Annotated in this window: 21 protein-coding genes; 7 read left to right on the forward strand and 14 right to left on the reverse strand. The window is 74.4% G+C overall.

The window, feature by feature from the left end; translation table 11 throughout:
• Nucleotides 1–364 precede the first annotated feature (364 nt).
• Complete coding sequence (locus TR49_RS11745) at nucleotides 365–1,171, forward strand: class I SAM-dependent methyltransferase (protein WP_042380550.1); 807 nt, start codon at nucleotides 365–367, stop codon at nucleotides 1,169–1,171.
• Between the two features lie 189 nt (nucleotides 1,172–1,360).
• Here TR49_RS11745 and TR49_RS11750 read toward each other — a convergent pair whose 3' ends face one another.
• From TR49_RS11750 to TR49_RS11800, 11 genes are all read right to left on the reverse strand, one after another.
• Nucleotides 1,361–2,650 carry a phosphodiester glycosidase family protein gene (locus TR49_RS11750; RefSeq protein WP_042380552.1) on the reverse strand — a complete coding sequence of 430 codons (1,290 nt, stop codon included), beginning with the start codon at nucleotides 2,648–2,650 and terminating at the stop codon, nucleotides 1,361–1,363.
• A gap of 124 nt (nucleotides 2,651–2,774) precedes the next feature.
• Nucleotides 2,775–3,596 carry a peptidoglycan recognition protein family protein gene (locus tag TR49_RS11755; protein ID WP_063770069.1) on the reverse strand — a complete coding sequence of 274 codons (822 nt, stop codon included), beginning with the start codon at nucleotides 3,594–3,596 and terminating at the stop codon, nucleotides 2,775–2,777.
• 49 nt (nucleotides 3,597–3,645) lie between these two features.
• Nucleotides 3,646–4,260 (reverse strand): 2'-5' RNA ligase family protein, encoded by a 615-nt coding sequence (locus TR49_RS11760; RefSeq protein ID WP_042380554.1) that lies wholly within the window; start codon nucleotides 4,258–4,260, stop codon nucleotides 3,646–3,648.
• A 251-nt stretch (nucleotides 4,261–4,511) separates the two neighbouring features.
• Entirely contained in the window at nucleotides 4,512–5,132 is a 621-nt protein-coding gene (locus TR49_RS11765) for a hypothetical protein (protein ID WP_042380556.1), read from the reverse strand.
• Nucleotides 5,133–5,255: 123 nt separating this feature from the next.
• On the reverse strand, nucleotides 5,256–5,480 hold the full coding sequence (locus TR49_RS11770; RefSeq protein WP_084724826.1) for a ferredoxin: 225 nt from the start codon (nucleotides 5,478–5,480) through the stop codon (nucleotides 5,256–5,258).
• 5 nt (nucleotides 5,481–5,485) lie between these two features.
• Nucleotides 5,486–6,847 (reverse strand): NADH-ubiquinone oxidoreductase-F iron-sulfur binding region domain-containing protein, encoded by a 1,362-nt coding sequence (locus TR49_RS11775; protein ID WP_236653329.1) that lies wholly within the window; start codon nucleotides 6,845–6,847, stop codon nucleotides 5,486–5,488.
• On the reverse strand, nucleotides 6,844–7,608 hold the full coding sequence (locus TR49_RS11780; protein ID WP_063770070.1) for a ferric reductase-like transmembrane domain-containing protein: 765 nt from the start codon (nucleotides 7,606–7,608) through the stop codon (nucleotides 6,844–6,846). The genes TR49_RS11775 and TR49_RS11780 overlap by 4 nt, the downstream gene beginning before the upstream one ends.
• Nucleotides 7,605–8,600: an FAD:protein FMN transferase gene (locus TR49_RS11785; RefSeq protein ID WP_042380560.1), complete on the reverse strand. Its 996-nt coding sequence runs from the start codon at nucleotides 8,598–8,600 to the stop codon at nucleotides 7,605–7,607. Before TR49_RS11785 ends, TR49_RS11780 begins: the two co-directional genes overlap by 4 nt.
• Complete coding sequence (locus tag TR49_RS11790; RefSeq protein WP_042380562.1) at nucleotides 8,597–9,058, reverse strand: hypothetical protein; 462 nt, start codon at nucleotides 9,056–9,058, stop codon at nucleotides 8,597–8,599. The genes TR49_RS11785 and TR49_RS11790 overlap by 4 nt, the downstream gene beginning before the upstream one ends.
• 114 nt (nucleotides 9,059–9,172) lie before the next feature.
• Nucleotides 9,173–10,630 carry a sensor histidine kinase gene (locus tag TR49_RS11795; RefSeq protein ID WP_084724806.1) on the reverse strand — a complete coding sequence of 486 codons (1,458 nt, stop codon included), beginning with the start codon at nucleotides 10,628–10,630 and terminating at the stop codon, nucleotides 9,173–9,175.
• Entirely contained in the window at nucleotides 10,627–11,406 is a 780-nt protein-coding gene (locus TR49_RS11800) for a response regulator transcription factor (RefSeq protein WP_084724807.1), read from the reverse strand. The genes TR49_RS11795 and TR49_RS11800 overlap by 4 nt, the downstream gene beginning before the upstream one ends.
• A 194-nt stretch (nucleotides 11,407–11,600) precedes the next feature.
• Here TR49_RS11800 and TR49_RS43740 point away from each other — a divergent pair, with 194 nt between their 5' ends.
• Nucleotides 11,601–11,915: a hypothetical protein gene (locus tag TR49_RS43740; RefSeq protein ID WP_042380564.1), complete on the forward strand. Its 315-nt coding sequence runs from the start codon at nucleotides 11,601–11,603 to the stop codon at nucleotides 11,913–11,915.
• 47 nt (nucleotides 11,916–11,962) lie between these two features.
• On the opposite strand, the gene TR49_RS11810 is transcribed toward TR49_RS43740, so the two are convergent.
• Nucleotides 11,963–12,916 (reverse strand): LysR family transcriptional regulator, encoded by a 954-nt coding sequence (locus TR49_RS11810; protein ID WP_042380566.1) that lies wholly within the window; start codon nucleotides 12,914–12,916, stop codon nucleotides 11,963–11,965.
• 80 nt (nucleotides 12,917–12,996) lie between these two features.
• Between TR49_RS11810 and TR49_RS11815 the strand changes: the two genes are divergently transcribed.
• From TR49_RS11815 to TR49_RS11835, 5 genes are all read left to right on the forward strand, one after another.
• Nucleotides 12,997–13,893, forward strand: a complete 897-nt coding sequence (locus TR49_RS11815) for a DMT family transporter (RefSeq protein WP_042380845.1) — start codon at nucleotides 12,997–12,999, stop codon at nucleotides 13,891–13,893.
• 72 nt (nucleotides 13,894–13,965) lie between these two features.
• Nucleotides 13,966–14,829, forward strand: a complete 864-nt coding sequence (locus tag TR49_RS11820) for an SPFH domain-containing protein (RefSeq protein WP_042380568.1) — start codon at nucleotides 13,966–13,968, stop codon at nucleotides 14,827–14,829.
• An 8-nt stretch (nucleotides 14,830–14,837) separates the two neighbouring features.
• Entirely contained in the window at nucleotides 14,838–15,107 is a 270-nt protein-coding gene (locus tag TR49_RS11825) for a type II toxin-antitoxin system antitoxin (protein WP_042380571.1), read from the forward strand.
• 55 nt (nucleotides 15,108–15,162) lie between these two features.
• Entirely contained in the window at nucleotides 15,163–16,191 is a 1,029-nt protein-coding gene (locus TR49_RS11830) for an ABC transporter ATP-binding protein (protein ID WP_052434208.1), read from the forward strand.
• Nucleotides 16,188–16,940, forward strand: a complete 753-nt coding sequence (locus tag TR49_RS11835) for an ABC transporter permease (protein WP_042380574.1) — start codon at nucleotides 16,188–16,190, stop codon at nucleotides 16,938–16,940. Before TR49_RS11830 ends, TR49_RS11835 begins: the two co-directional genes overlap by 4 nt.
• Nucleotides 16,941–16,960: 20 nt before the next feature.
• On the opposite strand, the gene TR49_RS11840 is transcribed toward TR49_RS11835, so the two are convergent.
• The gene (locus TR49_RS11840) at nucleotides 16,961–17,170 is read right to left on the reverse strand and encodes an SGM_3592 family protein (protein WP_042380577.1); all 210 of its coding nucleotides are present in this window, start codon (nucleotides 17,168–17,170) and stop codon (nucleotides 16,961–16,963) included.
• Nucleotides 17,171–17,287: 117 nt separating this feature from the next.
• A complete protein-coding gene (locus TR49_RS43745; protein WP_160311578.1) occupies nucleotides 17,288–17,452 on the reverse strand; it encodes a hypothetical protein in 165 nt (54 codons plus the stop codon).
• Between the last annotated feature and the right edge of the window lie 25 nt (nucleotides 17,453–17,477).

A 17,477-nucleotide genomic window follows, 5' to 3' on the forward strand; every position in this document is an offset into this window, starting at 1 on the left:
GGCCCGACGGCCCGCCGCTCCCCGCCGTCGCGCAGAAGGTCGCGCGCAGGAAAGTCGCGCCGGCGGGTTTGAACACCGGTGATGCGGTCAGGCGCGCCTGGAAAACAGGAACACCGGGCTCTCGATCGTGAGATCTCCTACAAGCAGTCGGACACGCGGTGCGTCGAGGCGATGACAGTTGGTGGATCTGACCCGGATGGTGCAGATCATGGGAACCGCGATCGCGGAGGAGGACGCGGACGCCGGCGCCCTGGTCCGCGGTGAGATCACCACGCACGACGTGCTGGGCACGCGCCACCGCGACCCGCGCTGAGTCCGCAGGGGAGGCGGCAGGCGTGAAGGCCCGTCCGCGTACAGTGGTGTGATGGGCAATGACACCTGGGCCGATCTCGCCGACCAGTTCGCCGACGGCGCGTACGCCACGGTGAAGGGGCGCGTGCGCACCTACGTGATGCACCATCAGCTGCTGGAGCAGCTGCCGGCGGCCCCGGCGTCCGTGCTCGACGTCGGCGGCGGCGCGGGGCACCAGTCGTTCCCGCTGGCGCAGGCCGGCTACGAGGTGACGCTGATCGATCCGTCCGCCGCGATGCTCGACAAGGCCCGCGAGCGCCTCGCACGGCTCCCCGCCGAGGTGCGCGAGCGGGTGACGCTGCTGCAGGCGGACGGCGAGCACGCCGACGAGGCGGTGGGTGGCCGGCACTTCGACGCCGTGCTCTGCCACGGCATGCTCGGCTACATGGAGGACCCCGAGCCGCTGGTGGACCAGCTCTGCCGGTGCGTCGCGGACGGCGGCATCGTGTCGATCATGGCGGGCAACGCCCACGCGATGGCGGTCCGCCCGGCCATGGAACGGCGCTGGGAGGACGCCCTGGCGTCCTTCGACGCCAGGGCGGAGATCGGCGTGCTGGGCGTGCCGACGTGGCCCACCACGGTGGAGGAGATCAGCGGCCTGCTGCAGGCCCGCGGCGTGGAGCCGGTGCGCTGGTACGGGGTGTGGCTCTTCGTCGACTGGCTCGACTTCGGCGGCGCCGAGCTGGACCCGAACGACCGTAAGCAGGTCGAGGCCGCGGCCGCGGTGGAACTGGAGGCGAGCCGTCGCGACCCCTACCGTGCGATGAGCCGCGTCTTCCACCTCGTCGGGCGCAAGCCGTCCGGCCAGGGCCGGTCTTAGAAGTCGCGTCGGATCGGCCCGGGTCGTCCGGCGCCGGCGTACCTCCCGGGCGAAGGCGGGGGAGCATCGCAACGCGGAGGGTCGGCCTCGTGCCGGGTGTGCCTGGCCGTGCCCGACGACGCGGCGAGGTGCCGTGCCAGGCCGGCCGGGCCCCGCGGGTTCTCACGCCGGCCCTGAGCCGCGCGGCGCTCACTTGGCGTAGACGGCGACGAAGTCGCGGGTGGCCTGGGTGTAGTAGCGGTCGGCGGCCTCGCCGAAGTCCAGGATGTTGCTGGGCTTCGGGTTCGCCGGGTCCGCGCTCGCGTCGTAGCTCATGAACGAGGGCCACGCGCCGTTCATGTCGAGCGGCATCGCGCGCACCGCGCCCGCGTGCTGCATCAGTTCGGCCAGCGTGCGGGCCGACAGGGCCTGGCCGACCACCATGATGATGTCGCCGTTGGCCGTCACGCCGACGCCCGAGCGCTCGACGTACTTCTTGCCCTGGTAGGCCCAGCCGTAGGCGTACGGCACGTCGATGTTCGAGGCGAGCCGGCCGCCGTCGACCATCAGCTGCAGGCACTGGCGCACGCCGACCACGTCCGCCGTCATCGTGACGTCGCGGCCCCAGGTGCCGATGCGGATGGATCCGTCCTTGTAGAACACCTCGGAGGCGGCGCCGTCGCGCAGCGTTCCGTCGGTGCGGCCGTCGAGGTAGAAGCCACCCTTGGAGGTGCCGTCGGTGATCCGGAAGCCACCGTTCCAGGTGGCGATGAGGCCGGTGCGCTGTCCGACGGGGATGGTCGGCGGGACGGCGAACGAGCCGCCAGGCTCGCGGAAGCCCGGGTGCAGAAAGAACGTCGCATGGGAGGCGCTGATCCAGGCGACCGCCGCCTCGTAGGAGGAGTGCTCCGCGTCCGGGCGCACGTAGGTGCCCTGGACCAGTGGCAGGCCGTGGGTGGTGACCAGGGCGCGCCAGACGCCCTCGCCCGGCAGGCGCGGGGTGATGCTGGTGGGCATCGGGGCGCGCAGCGGCACGGCCCCGCCCTCGGGCGAAGCCTGCTGGGTCGCCTTCATTCGGGCCAGTTCGGCCGCCGAGAGCGAGCCGCCGACCCGCGGCGGGTTCAGCGCGTACTGCCAGTCCTCCAACTGGTTGATGACCAGCCCCAGGTGGTGGTCGCGCCCCCACTCCGCCAGCCGCGCCTCGACGCCGTCGCGGCCGGGGTAGGTCAGCGCCTGCCCGATCGACCAGCCGAGCCAGCTCGCGCAGAGCAGGACCGCGGCCAGCGCGCAGCGGGTGACGATCTGCCGACGGCGGCGCTGATCGGGCGTCAGGTCCCTGGGGTGCTTCCACGGCAGAAGCCGACGGCGGCGGCGACGGCGTCGGGGCGCCGCCACGGCCGTGGCGCCCTCGGCCCGGTCGGTTGCGTCGGCGGGGGCTGCGGCGGCGGACGCGTCCGCGCCGGACGCGTCGGGGAGGACGTCCGCGTCGTGGTCGGTCATGGTGATTCCCTCAGGGCGTGCGCGAGCGGCGTACGGATCATCGGATGATGTGTATGCATCACCGGATCTGAGGCCCTGTCACGCCCGGTGGGGGTGAATCACCCGCACGCGCGGGCGGACCCGCTCAGCGGCCCGGGGTCGGCTTGGTCTGCAGCACGGGCCGGTCGGTCCCGAAGACGGGATGGTCGCTGGACTGCTGGATGCGGGCGGCGTCCTGACGAATGCCCGGGAGCGCCGCGTAGAGCGTCGACCCGGGGCAGAGGGTGCAGTCGGCGTCCGTGTGGCCGGAGACGACCGCGAAGCCGGCGCGGCTGCCCACCTTGTAGCGGCTGTCGGAGTCGGTGCAGGTCAGCGTCGTCGACGAGAGGGCGTCGACGCCGTGCAGGCTCAGCTTCCAGGCGACGAGCGCCCCGATGGCCGTCAGCATGGCGGCGGTCGGCGTCGCGCCGTCGGTGAAGGTGCCGATCGCGGCGATGCCCGCGGTGTTGAGGTTGAAGCCGCTGCAGTGGGCGCCGATCACCGGCTTGTCGACCCCGCCGTGGCGTCCCTCGTAGACCGTGCCGAAGCGGTCGACCAGGAAGTTGTAGCCGATGTCGTCCCAGCCCCGCCGGCCCGTCTGGTCGTCGTGGATGCTCCAGATGATGCTCGGGACGTCGCTGAGGGAGTACTCGTTGCCGCTGTCGGTGTGATGCACGAAGACGGCCTTCACCGCCTGGGCGTAGCGCGGTGGGGGCAGCGGGCGGGTGGGCGCGACGGTGTCCCAGTCGGCGCGGCGGACGATGGCGGGCTGGTCGGCGACCCAGTGCAGGTCCGCCGGTTCGGCCCAGACGCGTGCGGGGGCGTCCGGCCCGGCCGCGCCGGAGGCGCGTACCAGCGCCGCCGTGACGCCGCCGACCAGGGTGGCCTGCGCGGCCCGACGAAGGATCAGGCGACGTTCGACGTGCATGAGAAAGACGATAAGCAGATGATCGGCCTGTGCGCGCTTCGGCGGAAGATCACCGGCGTGTCGTGTCCCTGCCCGCCGACCGGCGGATCACGCCCGTGCCGAGCGCGACACAAGCCCGCGGCCGCATCGGATCGTCGGCCCCGCGGCGCGACAGCAGCGCCAACTCGACCACCCGGGCGGAGTACGCGTCGAGGCGGGCCGCGCACTCGGCGGCCACCCGCCGCGGATCGGTGGTCCGGCCCAGGGACAGGTGTGGCGTGAAGGCCTCGAAGCGCCCGCGGCAGCGCGGGAACCGCTCGACCAGCTCCTCGTGCAGGGTCTGCCAGGAGCCGTCGCCCGAGGCGTCCGGGTCGAGCCAGACGGTGCTGTACGCGTGATGCCGGAACGTCCGCACCCCCGCCAGCCGGGCGGTGAACGGCGGCACGCCTGCCAGCGCCTCGGCGATCAGGGGCGCAGCGAGGTCGAAGTCGGCCTCGGGCACGAACCCGAAGAGCACGTTGACATGCGGCGGCCAGCGCCGGATCTGCGGGTCGTGATCGCGCCGAACCGCCTGGACCGGCGGCCACACCTCGTCGGGAGGGAGCCAGGCCAGCGCCGTCCAGGGCGTCGGCGCCACGTCGAAGACGCCGCCGGCCGCCATGCGCCGGGGGTCCGGATCCGTCATCGGCCCACCGTCTCCCGCACCGGATCGTCGCCCGCACCGGCTGCCCGGCCGCTCTTCAGGTGGTGACGCGGTCCCGGGATGCCGGAGTACCCACGTTCCCGGCATCCCGGGTGAGGAGCCGCGAGGATACCTGTCCTTGTCCTCGCGGCACGGGGCTCCGGCCGCTCAAAGCGGAGTCCCCGCAGTGCCCACGTACCCACGCTGGCCTGCGCAAACCATGTCGCTGTCCGTGTCGGACCGGGCCGCGAGGGTCACCTGCCGAAGTGGCCGGGCGCCCAGCCGGAGACCAGGTGCACGCCCAGCAGGGCGACCACCAGGCCCGTGCCCAGGGCCGCGGCGAGCAGCGCCCAACGCAGTCCGCGTCCGGTCACCGCCCGGCGGCCCAGGTCCGAGGCGAGCAGCCGCGGCAGCCGCCACAGGTGCGCCAGCACGTGGATCCCGGCGAGGCCCACCCAGAGGACGAACGACGCCTTGTGCAGGAAGAGCACCTGGTCGGCCGTGCGGCCGCGGCCCAGCAGGGCCAGCGTGATGCCGGTGGTCAGCACCGCCGCCGACGAGAGGACCAGCAACGGGCCCAGCAGGCGCAACGGCATCACGGGCGCGCCCTTGCGCCGGTAGGCGTCCGCTCCGGTGTAGTACCGGAAGGCGCGGTAGCCGGTCGAGCCGATCTTCAGGGCGACCGGGCCGGTCAGCAGCAGGCCGACGAAGAAGTGCACCGTCAGCAACTGCGTCAGGGACAGGATCGTTACGCCCTGGACGGCGAAGAGCACCAGCAGCACGGTGCCGGTGGCGGCCGTCAGCCGTTCGTTGCCCTCGGGGCCGCGCGCGGCGCGGTGCTCCTGACGGGTCACGGCGGCGGGGGCAGTGGTCACCGGGTGCATCCTTCCGGGGGCGCGCTGGGAGCCTGCGCGCAGGACTCGGACTCGTGGCCGAGAGTCTGCCGGACCGGTGACTAAGAACTCGTTCAGCTCCCGTACCGCGCACCGTCCCTGACGTCAGGGACGGGACCGCTCCAGGCGGAGGGCCAGCACCGGGCAGGCGGCGACGGCCCGGCGCGCGTGCGCGGCCAGCCCCGGCGGAACCGCCGCGGAGTGGACGACGGGATATCCCCACTCGTCCAGCGACAGCAGCTCCGGCAGCAGCTCGGCGCAGGCCCCGTGGCCCTCGCAGGCGATGCGGTCCAGCCGCAGGGACAGCTCGGTCGATCGGGTGATCGCCATGCCGGTCACCTCCATTCGTCCGCGCCGGGGACCGAACCCGTCGGCACATGCAGGACGGGCGGCTGGTGCACCGCCGGGCAGGGGCCGTGGTGCAGATGGCGCTCCACGTCGGCGGCGAACGCACGCAGGGCGGTCGCGGCGAACCGGGACGCGCCGTCCGGGTGGCGGCAGGCCCCGCGTCCGGCCAGCAGGCCGACGCGGTGCTCAAGCCGCCGCAGCCCGTCGACGTCGAGCCGGCCGAAGGCGAGCGCTGCGAAGTCCTCCCCGACGGCGGGGAGCCCGAACCGGCACGGGCCGCACTGCTGCGCGCCGTTGCGGGCCAGGAACGCCAGCACGGAGGCGGTCTCCGCCAGCCCGCACGCGCGCTGGGGCAGCGCGACCAGCACCCCCGCGCCGGGACCGGCGCCCAGCGCGGCGAGGTCCTGTTTGGTGAACCGCGTCGGCAGGGCCTCGTTCGCCGGCAGCCAGCTGCCGAAGAAGCCGCCGACCAGCACCGCCGCCAGCGGCTCGCTCGGCCCGCCGCCGTGCGCGAGCAGGCGCCCCAGCGGCGCGCCCATCGGGGCCTCGTAGACGCCGGGATGCCGCACCGCACCGCCGAGGGTGACGAGCGTCGTGCCGGGCGCGTCGGGGGCGCCCGCCTCCCGGTACCAGGCCGGGCCGTAGCGGGCGATCAGCGCGAGGTGCGCCAGCGTCTCGACGTTGTCGATCAGGGTCGGGCGCTTGCCGACGCCCTTCTCGAACGGGCGCGGCGGCGTGGACATCGGCCTGGCGTCGCCGCCGTTCAGCCATCGCACCAGCGCGCTCTCCTCGCTGGAGACGTAGTGGTGCGGCAGCTCGTGCAGGCGCACCGGCACCGGGTCGACGCGGTGGCGCTCGCGCTCGGCCAGGGCCGCGTGGAGCTCGCGCGCCTGCTGCTGCCGGGTGCGGGCGACGCACAGGTGCGCCTCGCGCGCGCCGACCGCCTGGGCGGCCAACGCGATCCCGTCCAGGACCAGGTGTGGCGCGAGCTGGAGCAGCGTCGCGTCCTTGGCGCTCGCGGGCTCGCTCTCCATGGCGTTCGCGACCACCACGGCGGCACCGCGGCCGTCCGCGACGGCCTGCAGCTTGCGGGCGGTCGGGAACGCCGCGCCGCCGCGACCGGTCAGGCCGGCCTGGTCGACGGCATGGATCAGCGGGGACGCGTGGCCCCGGTGGGCGCGGTCGAGCGGCAGGGGGCCGTAGCGGTCCAGATGGTCCGCCAGGTCGGCCGCCCGCCCGGTGGTGAACCAGCCCGACAGGAGCCGGGTGCCGTGCGGTCCCGGCTGCGAGCCGTCGGCGGGGACGGCGGGCATCGGGCGGGTCGACTCGTGGACGCTCTCGGCGGTCATCGCGTCACCTCGTTCGTCGGTCCGGCCGTTCTTGCGTGGGCGGGCGACGCCGACGCCGTGGCAGTAGCCCCTGCCGGGGCCTCGGCGCGGTGCGACCAGCCCGGCGCCAGCGGGCCGACGTGCAGGAAGGCGACCAGCGCGAGCGGGACGGCGAGCGTCGCCGCGCCCGCCGCCAGGCGGACGGTCGCGTGCCCCGGCCCGGCGCGGAACAGGCGCCACCAGACGGCCAGCACGACCACGCCGAGGCAGAGCGCGTACAGGGCGAGCTGCAACGGCTGCCTGGTGTCGGTGCCGGTCCCGGCGGCGTGGAAGACGGCGACGGGCCACGAGCCGTACGCCAGCCAGTGGATCGCCTTCCAGCGCCGTTGCCCGATCCGCAGGCGAAGTCCGGCGGTCGCACTGGTCAGCGTGACGGCCAGCAGCAGGTCGAAGGCGACCGTGCCCAGGCCCAGCCACAGCGTGCGGTAGCCCGAGGTGAACGGCACCAGGGTGATCCACCAGCCGAGGTGGACGAAGGTGTCCAGGACCGCCGTGACGATGTGCAGGGCCAGGAAGACCAGCGTCAGGAACGCCAGGTTCCGGTGCAGGTTGGTGACCTCGAACCGGGCGACCGTGCGCGGGGTGTGCCGTCCGCCCACGGCGATGCCGAGGGCGACGGTCGCGGTCAGCAGCACCAGCGCGACGGTGCCTCCCGCGCGGGTGGCGTACCAGAGCGGGCTGGGCGCGGTGCCCGCGGCGAGCAGGGCCGTGGTGGGGGTCATGCCGCGCCTCGCTCGTTCGGGGTGTCGTCCGGCGCGCTGGTCGCGCCACCGGCCGGCACGTCGTCGGGCCAGCCGCCGACGCGGACCACGCCGCCGTCCTCGCGGACCAGGCGGGCAGGCAGGCCCGCGTGCCGGAGCGCGGCGGGAGCCTCGGGGCCGAGGATCATCGCGGCCGTCGCGGAGGTGTTCGCGGCGACGCAGGACGGGGCCGCGACGGTGACGGTGCGCCAGCAGGCGGCCGGGTTCCGGCCCGTGCGGGGATCGACGATGTGGTGCACCCGCCGCCCGGCGCGCTGCCAGGCGCGGGCGACGGAGCCGGAGGTCGCCAGACCGCCGCTGTGCACCGCGACCACGGGGGAGTCGGGCGCGGGCGCGCGGTGGTCGTCGGCGACCGAGACACGCCAGCCGCCGGCCGGGGTCCCGCCCGCGACGGAGAGGTCGCCGCCGAGGTTGACCAGCACGCCGCAGCGCACCGCGGCGGCGATCCGCTGCGCGGCACGGTCGGCGGCCCACGCCTTGGCGGTCGCCCCGAGGTCCAGCGCGCTCCCGGCCGGCAGCCGGACGCGCCTGCGGGCCGGCTCCCACTCGACGTTCCGGTAGCCGGGCGCGGGCGAGGTCGCGGGCGCGCCGAGCTGCTCGGGGCGCAGTGAGGCGAAGGTGCGGTCATAGCCGAGGCCGATGACGGACGCGCCGACGGTCGGATCGACCAGGCCGCCGCTCTCCGCCGCCGCCTGCCACGCCACGTCCAGCGCCTCGGCCAGCAGCGGGCCGACGACCACGGCCGCACCGGCGGCCGCGTTGACGCGGGACAGCTCTGAGTCGGCGCGGAACCGGCTGCAGGCGGCGTCGATCGCCGCGAGCTCGGCGTGCAGCAGCCGGAGGGCGGGCGCGAGCCGCGTCGGATCGGTCACCAGCAGGTGGGCGGTGGTCCCGAAGACGGGGAAGGTCGCCTGGCCGGGCTGGCCGTCGTGATCATGGGAGGGCGTGCTCATGAGCCACCCGAGGTCGTGTGGGTCGGCTGCGGCGCCGGGGCCGGCGGGGGAGCGGCGGCCGTGTGCGTCGGCGCGACGGGGGTCGGCGGGATGTAGGGCGCGGCGGAGGTGTGCGCAGGCACCGGGGCAGGGGCGGTGCTGTGCGTGCGGTGGGGCGTCGCCGAGTGCGTCGCGGGCGCCTGGGTGTGCGGAGCCGTCGCCTCGGGGGAGGCGGACGCGCTGGTGCTCGGACTGCTCGAAGCAGCGGTCGAAGGCGTCGAGGGCGCAGGGGTCGGCGCCGCGGTGCCGCCGCTCGCGCCGCCGCCCGTGGTGGAGGCCTGGGCGTAGCCCGTGGCGAGCGCGACCGAACCGAGGGCGGCGGCCGCCGTCACCCAGCGGGTGGTGTTGCCGACGCGGCGCACCGACCGGTCGCGGCGGTGGGCCCGGGCGCGGGCCGCGGGCTGCTCGGGGGCGTCCATCTGGCGTCTCCTCGGGGTTGGCGGGCGGCTACCGCACCAGCCTGCACACCCGGACCCCGGGATTTCGGTTCAGGAAGTCTTAAGAACCGGTAAACATCGGCTGTGGTGCGGTGATCAACCGTCTGGAGTTCCGGGTTCGCCTCCGCCGCGCTCCCCGCCTCCGCCGCGCTCGCCGCGTGACGGGCGGCGCTCGCGGCGGACCGGGCGTGCGGGTCGTGCGGCGCGGGACTCGGACGGGCCTGCGGGCAGCGAGAGGCGGACGGTGAGCCCGCCGCCCGGCGTCTCCTCCAGCGTCGCCCGGCCGCCGTTCGCGGTGACCAGGCGGTGCACGATGGCCAGACCGAGCCCGGTCCCGCTCTCCCGTCCGGTGTCGAAGCGCCGGAACGCGCGCTCGCGCGCCGCCTCGTCCATCCCCGGCCCGTGGTCGATCACCGCGAGCTCGACCGTGCCACCCTCCGCGTCGCGTCCGGTGCGGATCTCCACCTGCCCACCCGGCGGCGCGGCCTCCAGCGCGTTGGCGAAGAGGTTGTCGAGCGCCTGCTCCAGGTCCCCGGGGCCCATCGAGGCCGTCAGGCCCGCCGGTCCGCTCGCGGCGAACCGCACCTCGCGCTCGGCGGCCACCGGCTCCCACGCGGCGACCCGGTCGGCGACGACGCGGTCCAGCCGCACCGAGGTCGCCCGCGGCACCGAGTTCTCGGCGCGGGCCACCGCCAGCAGGCCGTCGACCATCCGCGACAGGCGCGCGATCTCCTCCTGCGCGCCGGCCAGCTCCACGGCGACGTCGTCCTCCACGTCCGCCGCCAGCAGGTCGAGCCGCAGGCGCAGCGCGGTGAGCGGCGTGCGCAGCTGGTGCGAGACGTCGGCGATCACCGCACGGTGGCCGTGGATCAGGTTCTCGGTCCGGGCCGCCATGGCGTTGAAGGTGGCCGCGAGCCGGCGCACCTCCGGCGGCCCGTCCGTGACGGTGGCCCGCGCGCCGAGGTCGCCCTCGCCGAGGCGCGCGGCGGCGTCGTCCAGGTTGACCAGCGGCCGCCCGACCCAGCGGGCCAGCCGGGTGGCCACGAAGAGGGCGGCGGCCAGCGCGCCCAGCGCGCACAGGGTGAGCCAGCCCCAGACCGTCAGCAGCTGCCGGTTCAGGTCGTCGGTCGGCCGCGAGTAGAGCAGCGCCCCCGAGGGCGGGACGGTGTCGTCGACCGGGATCGCCATGGTCAGCCAGCCGCCGTCCTGGCGGCTCTGCGCCTTCCCGGTGCGCAGCACGTCCGCGACGGCCGAGGGCGGGAGGGCGGTGGTGTGGCACGGGGTGGAGAGGATCAGCGTGCCGTGCTTGTCGTAGACGAGGGCGCAGTCGCCGTGCTTCGCCGCGTTCGCGACCTGCTCGGCGGCCTCGGTGTCGGGATGGTTGTCGGACAGGTGCTCCTCGGCGGCCGAGGCGACGGAGCGGGCCCACGCGGCGGTCTCCTCCCGGAAGGAGTCGTGCTCGCGGTCGGTGATCGAGATGCCCAGCGGCACCACGGCCAGCACCAGCAGGGCGACGATCAGCGCCCCCACGCTGAGGGCGATCCGTCGTGTCACGGCCGGGCGTCCGGCGCGGGGGAGCCGTCGCGGTCGGCGTCGTTGCCGTCGCCGTCCTCGCGGTCGTCGGTGTCCGCCACCCCGGACGGGTCGCCCAGGCGGAAGCCGCGACCGTAGACGGTCTCGACCAGGCCCGGCGCGCCGAGCTTGCGGCGCAGCGCGGCGATGTGGACGTCCAGCACCTTGGTCGGCCCGTACCAGTGGGCGTCCCAGGCGCGCTCCAGGATCTCCTGCCGGGTGACGACCCGGCCGGGATCGACCGCGAGGCAGTGCAGGATGTCGAACTCCTTGGGCGTCAACGCGATCTCCTGGCCGCCGACGGTGACGCGCCGGGTGCGCGGGTCCACGGTGAGGGGGCCGTGCACGATCAGTTCCGTGCCGCTCGGGCGGGTGCGGCGCAGCACCGCGCGCAGCCGGGCCAGCAGCTCGGCCAGGCCGAAGGGCTTGACCAGGTAGTCGTCCGCACCCTCGTCCAGGGCCGCGACCCGGTCCGCCTCCTCACCGCGCGCGGTCACCACGATGATCGCCGCGTCGGAGTGACGGCGCAGTCGGCGGCAGACCTCCACGCCGTCCAGGTCGGGCAGTCCCAGGTCGAGCAGGACGACGTCGGGGACGGGCCGCGCGCCGAGCGCCTCCGCCCCGGTCCCCGCGCAGCGGACGGCGTAGCCGGCCCGGGTCAGCCCGCGCACGAGGGAGTCCGCGATGCCCTGGTCGTCCTCGACGACCAGCACGGACAGGGCGGCGCTCGCCGCTGCGGTGTCGGTGACCTGTGCCATTGCCCCAGCGTAGAGCCGCCGCCGGGGTGCTCCGGGCCGCTGCGGGCGGCCGGGCCCGGATCTTAACCGGATTTGAAGACGTTCCGTACCGGCGGCTGACAGGCTTTCACGCACACTGGAGACATGAGGCGAGGAGCGCGCCGTGCGCGCCTCCCGCTGTCCGCGTCTCCCGCACGCCGGGGGAGGAGGCTGCCATGTCCGCCGCACAGCCGCAGCGACCGACCGGTCCGTACGAGCGCCGCCGCGCCGGGCTGCTGCGGGTGCGCCGGTTGACCCGGTGGACCGTCGTGGGCTCGGCCGCCTCTGCCCTCGTGCTGGGCCTCGGCTACGCCCACGCCCTGCCGGACCTCGCGTCCCTGCTGCCTTCGCACGCCTCGGACGGCGGCGGTAGCGGCGGTGTCGGCGACTTCACCGGCGGCTCCGGCGCGAACTCCGGCGGCGGCGCGCAGGCGCCCACGCTCCCGGGAGCGGGCTCCGGCGGCAGCCACACCTCCACCGGCGCATCCTGACGCCCCGTCCGCCCCGCTCGCACCCCGGACCGGGCTTGGACCGGGGTTCACCGGGCTGACGGGTCTGCGGCGGCGCCTGCATCGGGTTGGGACGCGTCGCTGTCCTGGCCCTGGATCTGCGCGGCGGCGCGGTGCAACTCGGCGAGGACGGTTCGGACGGCCTGTCGTGCGGTGCGCTCCGGTCGGTGGAGGACGTCGATGTGGCGGCGGGCGTGGACCGCGCCCAACGGGCGCAGGACCAGGTCGGGGTGCGGGCGCGCCGTCCAGCGGGGCATCAGCGCCAGGCCGCCCCCGGCGGCCACGGCCTCGGCCGCCACGGCGAACTCGTTGATGCGGTGGACGATGTCGAGACGACGGTTCGCGACGCTGCCGATGGCCTCGATCGTGGACATGAGCGGGAAGCCGTCATGGACGGTGATCCAGGGCTGGTCGGCCACGTCCTGCGGCAGCAGCACCGCCTTGGCCGCGAGCGGGTGGCCGGTCGGCAGGGCGACGTCCAGCGGCTCGCGCAGCAGTGTTCCGGCGGTGACGGTGCGGGGCCAGGGCGGGCTGTGGTCGAGGCGGTGGGCCAGCACGAGGTCGTGGTCGCGGGTGAGGGCGGGGAACCGGTCCTGGGCGACGTCCTCGTCGGCGAGAGCCAGCCGTGGGCGGCCCGGTCCGGCGAGGCCGCGCAGCAACAGGGGGAAGAACGCCGAGCCCGCGCTGTGGAACGCCGCCAGCGAGACGTCGCCGTCCGGTCGTTGGGCGAAGTCGGCGACGGTGTGTCGTGCTCGGGCCAGGGCCGTCTCCACCTCGATGGCCGCGCGCGCCAGCGACTGCCCGGCCTCGGTCAGCACCACCCGGCGCCCGGCGCGCTCGGTGAGCGGGACGGGGACCGAGCGCTGCAACAGGCGCAACTGCTGGGAGATCGCTGAGGGCGTCACATGCAGCGCCTGGGCGACCGCGCTGACGCTGCCCAGCTCGCCCAGTTCTCGCAGGATCCGGAGTTGCCGCTCGTCCATGCGCACAGTGTAGGGCTGCTACAGCTTTGCTTTAGAAGCTGGTGATTGTCTTCAACATGCTGGTGGTGCAGCGTGGGGACATGCCCGTCGCCCGCCGTACCGATGCCGTCCTGTTCCTGATCGCACTGGTCTGGGGTTCCAGCTACCTGGCGGCCAAGACGGCCACCGAAACGCTCCCGGTCACCACCGTGCTGTTCGCCCGCTACGCGATCTCCGCCCTCGCGTGCGGAGCCCTGGTCGCCTCCCGTCGCCGGGCGCGCCGCTGGACCCGCGCGGAGGTCCGTGCCGGGGCGGTGCTGGGGGTCACGCAGGCCGCCGTGCTGGTGCTGGAGACCTACGGGGTCGCGCACACCAGCGCGGCGAACGCCGGGCTGATCATCAGCCTGACCATCGTGCTGACACCCCTGCTGGACCGGACCGCAGGAAGCGGCAGACTGCCCGGAAGGTTCTTCGGCGCCGCCGGCCTGTGCGTGCTGGCGGTCGGTCTGCTCACCGCCGGCACCGGATTCCACGCGCTGCGGCTCGGCGACGCCCTGGTGCTCGCCGCCGCGCTGGTGCGGGCGGGGCACGTCGCACTCGTCGGACGGCTCACCGCCCACCGTCCCATGGACCCGCTCCACCTGACGACGGTTCAGACAGTTGTCGGCTCGGCGCTGTTCCTCGCGCCCGCCCTCACCGATCTGCCCGCCCTCGCCCACAGCAGCGCCGCGACCTGGTCGCAGCTGGTCTACCTGGCCCTGTTCTGCAGCGTGTTCGCCTTCCTGGCGCAGACCTGGGCCGTGCAGCGCACGTCCGCGAGCCGGGCCAGTCTGCTGCTGGGCACCGAGCCGATCTGGGCCGTCGCGATCGGGATCAGTCTCGGCGGCGAAAGGCTCACCGTGTGGGCCTCCGTCGGGGCGGTCCTCATGATCGTCGGAACGTACTGGGGCCAGGCCGTCGAACGTGCCCACCGCACCGCTCTTCCGCAGCCCGTTTAAAGTGATATCTCTATAATGGCGCTGTTGGATGCCCGAGGCATTCGGGCTGAGTCGAGAAGCGAGGCGGTCCGGATGGACGCGGTGGCGGGGGCGATCAGCGAGCGGGTGGCGCGCAGCGTGACGGGGGCGGTCGGCCTCGTGGCCGGGGTCGCGTTGCTCGCCGCGGGTGCGGCGTTGGTGGGGAGTGCGCGGGCGGCCGGGGTGGTGCTGCTCGTGCTGGGGGTGCTGATGCTCGGAGGGCTGACGGCCGTCGCCCCGGGGCAGGCACGGGTGGTGTCGTTGTTCGGCCGGTATGAGGGGACGGTCCGCGACACGGGTCTGCGCTGGGTGAACCCCTTCACCAAGCGCCAGCGCGTGTCGACCAGGATCCGGAACCACGAGACGGCGACGCTCAAGGTCAACGACGCCGACGGCAACCCGATCGAGATGGCCGCGGTCGTCGTCTGGCAGGTGGCCGACACCGCGAAGTCGGTCTACGGCGTCGAGGACGTGGTGAAGTTCGTCGCCGTGCAGGCCGAGACCGCCGTCCGGCACGTCGCCGGCAGCTACCCCTACGACGCGCGCGGCGAGTCCCGTCTCTCGCTGCGGGAGAACGCCGAGGAGATCACCTCCCGGATGTCCGCGGAGATCGCCGAGCGTGTCGCGATGGGCGGCGTGTCCGTGGTCGAGTCGCGGATCACCCGCCTCTCCTACGCGCCCGAGATTGCGCAGGCGATGCTGCGGCGCCAGCAGGCCGACGCCGTCGTCGACGCCCGCCGCCGGGTGGTGGAGGGCGCGGTCGGCATGGTCCGCATGGCGCTCGAACAGCTCACCGAGGAGGAGCTGGTGGAGCTGGACGAGGAGCGCAAGGCGGCGATGGTCTCCAACCTGCTCGTCGTGCTGTGCAGCGAGACTGCGACCCAGCCGGTCGTCAACACCGGCACCCTCTACCAGTAGGCGGGGCCGTGGGGGAACGGAAGAGCATCCTGCTGCGGCTGGATCCGGCGGTCCACGACGCGCTGGCCCGGTGGGCCGGGGACGAGTTGCGCAGCACCACCGCCCAGATCGAGCTGCTGCTGCGCCGCGCCCTCGCGGACGCCGGGCGGCTGCCGGGCAACGTCGGCGGACTGCCCCGCCGCGGGCGTCCGCCCAAGCGGCCGCGTGCGGAGGAGGCCGCCGACGGCGACGGGGAGGTCGATGGCGGGGACGGCGGCGAGGCCAGCGGCGGGGCGTGAATGCGCACGTCGCAGGCTGTGGACCGGCACCGTCTAAAGTGATATCACTTTAAGTGTGACGGTGAAACGAGACGGTGCCACGACGCGCACCGCGGCGGCCCCGACCGGTCCCGCGATCGTCGTGGACGGACTGACCAAGCGCTTCGGCGAGCGCACCGCGTTCGCCGACGTGTCCTTCGACGTGGCCTACGGCGAGGTCTTCGGCTTCCTCGGGCCGAACGGGGCGGGCAAGACCACCACGGTGCGCACCCTCGGCACCCTGCTGGCGCCCACCTCCGGCAACGCGACGGTCGCGGGCCTGCCGCTGACCGAGGCCAACGGCGTCGAGATCCGCCGCCGCATCGCGGTCATGCCCGAGTCGCCCGGCCTGTACCTGCGCCTCAGCGTCGCGGAGAACCTCGAGTTCTTCGCCGGGCTCTACGAGCTCGACGACCGGCGCGGGCGCATCGAGCGCGCCCTGCGCGCGGTCAACCTGCTCGACCGGGCGGGCGATCCGTGCCGCGCCCTGTCCAAGGGCCTGCGGCAGCGCGTCGGCCTGGCCCGCGCCCTGCTGAGCGACCCGCAGATCCTCTTCCTCGACGAGCCGACCTCAGGCCTCGACCCGCTGGCCGCCCGCGACGTGCACGGCCTGATCGACGGCCTGCGCCGCCAGGGCGTCACCATCTTCCTGACCACGCACCGCCTGGCCGAGGCCGAGGCGCTGTGCGACCGCGTCGGCATCATGAACACCACGCTGCGCACCATCGGCCGCCCGGACGAGCTGCGCGAGCAGTTGTTCGCCAAGACCCTGCAGATCACCACCCGCACGCCGCTGGACGATCCTGACGCCGTGTTCGCCGGGCTGCCCGGCGTGGAGGGCTGGCACGCGCGCACCGCCGATCCCGGCGGCCCCGGCGGTGCGGGCGGTGCAGGCGGTGCGGGTTACGTGCTCACCCTCTCGGACGCGGAGCTCGCGGCTCCCGCCGCGGCCCGCGCGGTGGTCGGAGCGGGCGCGGACCTGCTCGCGCTCAGCCCGTCCCACCACTCCCTGGAGGACGTCTACCTCCAGCTCATCGACGAGGACGTGGAGGCACGGACCCGATGAACGCCCTGCAGAGCCCCCTGAGCTGGACCCGCATCCGGGCGCTGATCCGCAAGGAGGTCAACGACTACCGGCGCAACCGCTTCATCGCCGTCACCATGGCGGTGCTGCCCGTGGTGTTCATGATCAGCCCGGTGATCACCATCTTCAAGCTGCCCGCGGACGCGCCCGCGTCGAGGATCGACACGGTGGTCGGCCTCTCGCTGCTCTACCTCATGCTGATCCCCGCCCTCGTCCCGGCGGTCGTCGCCTCCTACGCGGTGGTCGGCGAGCGCGAACAGGGCACCCTCGAACCGGTGCTGACCACCCCCGTCCGCCCCACCGAGTTCCTGCTCGGCAAGGCGCTGGCCGCCCTCCTGCCGACGCTGCTGATCTCGTACCTGATGTACGGCGTCTTCCTGGCGGCGGTGGGGGCTTTCGCGCACGAGAACGTCGTGCACGACATCTTCCAGGCGCCCAGGATCCTCGCCCAGCTCCTGTTCACCCCGCTGCTGGCCGGCTGGTCGATCTGGGTGGGCATCGCCATCTCCACCCGCAGCAGCGACGTCCGAGTCGCCCAGCAGCTCAGCTCGTTCGCGAGCCTGCCACCGCTGGCGGTGGCCGCGCTGGTGGGCTTCGACGTCATCAAGCCCACGCTGACGGTGGCTCTGGGCCTGGGCCTCGCCCTGCTGGTGATCGACGTGCTCGCCTGGCGGGTGGTCTCCACCCTGTTCCACCGCGAACGCCTGCTGACCGGCGGCGTCAAGGCCTGACGCCGCCCGGCCGGCCGGCCCTACCTCCAGCGGCGCCGCCGCCGGCCGAAGAACCACCCCGCCGGCGGCTTGTCCGCCCGCCACGGCTCCGGCTCCGGCGCCTCCCGCCGCCACCGCGCCGCCAGCATCCGCGCCCGCGCCGACGGCTCACTGTGCTCCGCGCCCCGCACGAACGCCTCGTCCAGGACGACGCCGTCCCAGTCCCCCACGGCCCCGCCGTCCTCCGCCATCCGTCCTCCGCCCGTTCCCGACCCGACCCCACACGGGCCGACGATGGGCCAAGTCTGCTCCACCGCCCGTCAAGTCCACGTGAGGGCCGTCTCGGAGCAGCGGAGCCGCGTCTCGGGTCAGCGGCGACCGACGCCTTGGCGGTCGAGACAGCCGATCAGTGCGGCCTCCTGGCGCAGCAGCCGTTCGCGGTCGTCCGGCGAGCACATCGCGCAGACGGAGCGCTGCCCGTCACGCCCCACCGGCCAGTCGCACCCCTGCGCCAGGTCGCGGGCGATGTCCATTCCGTGGTGACGCCCCTCGCGCTCG

The sequence above is a fragment of the Streptacidiphilus melanogenes genome, assembly GCF_000787835.1.
GTDB classification, from domain to species: Bacteria; Actinomycetota; Actinomycetes; order Streptomycetales; family Streptomycetaceae; genus Streptacidiphilus; species Streptacidiphilus melanogenes.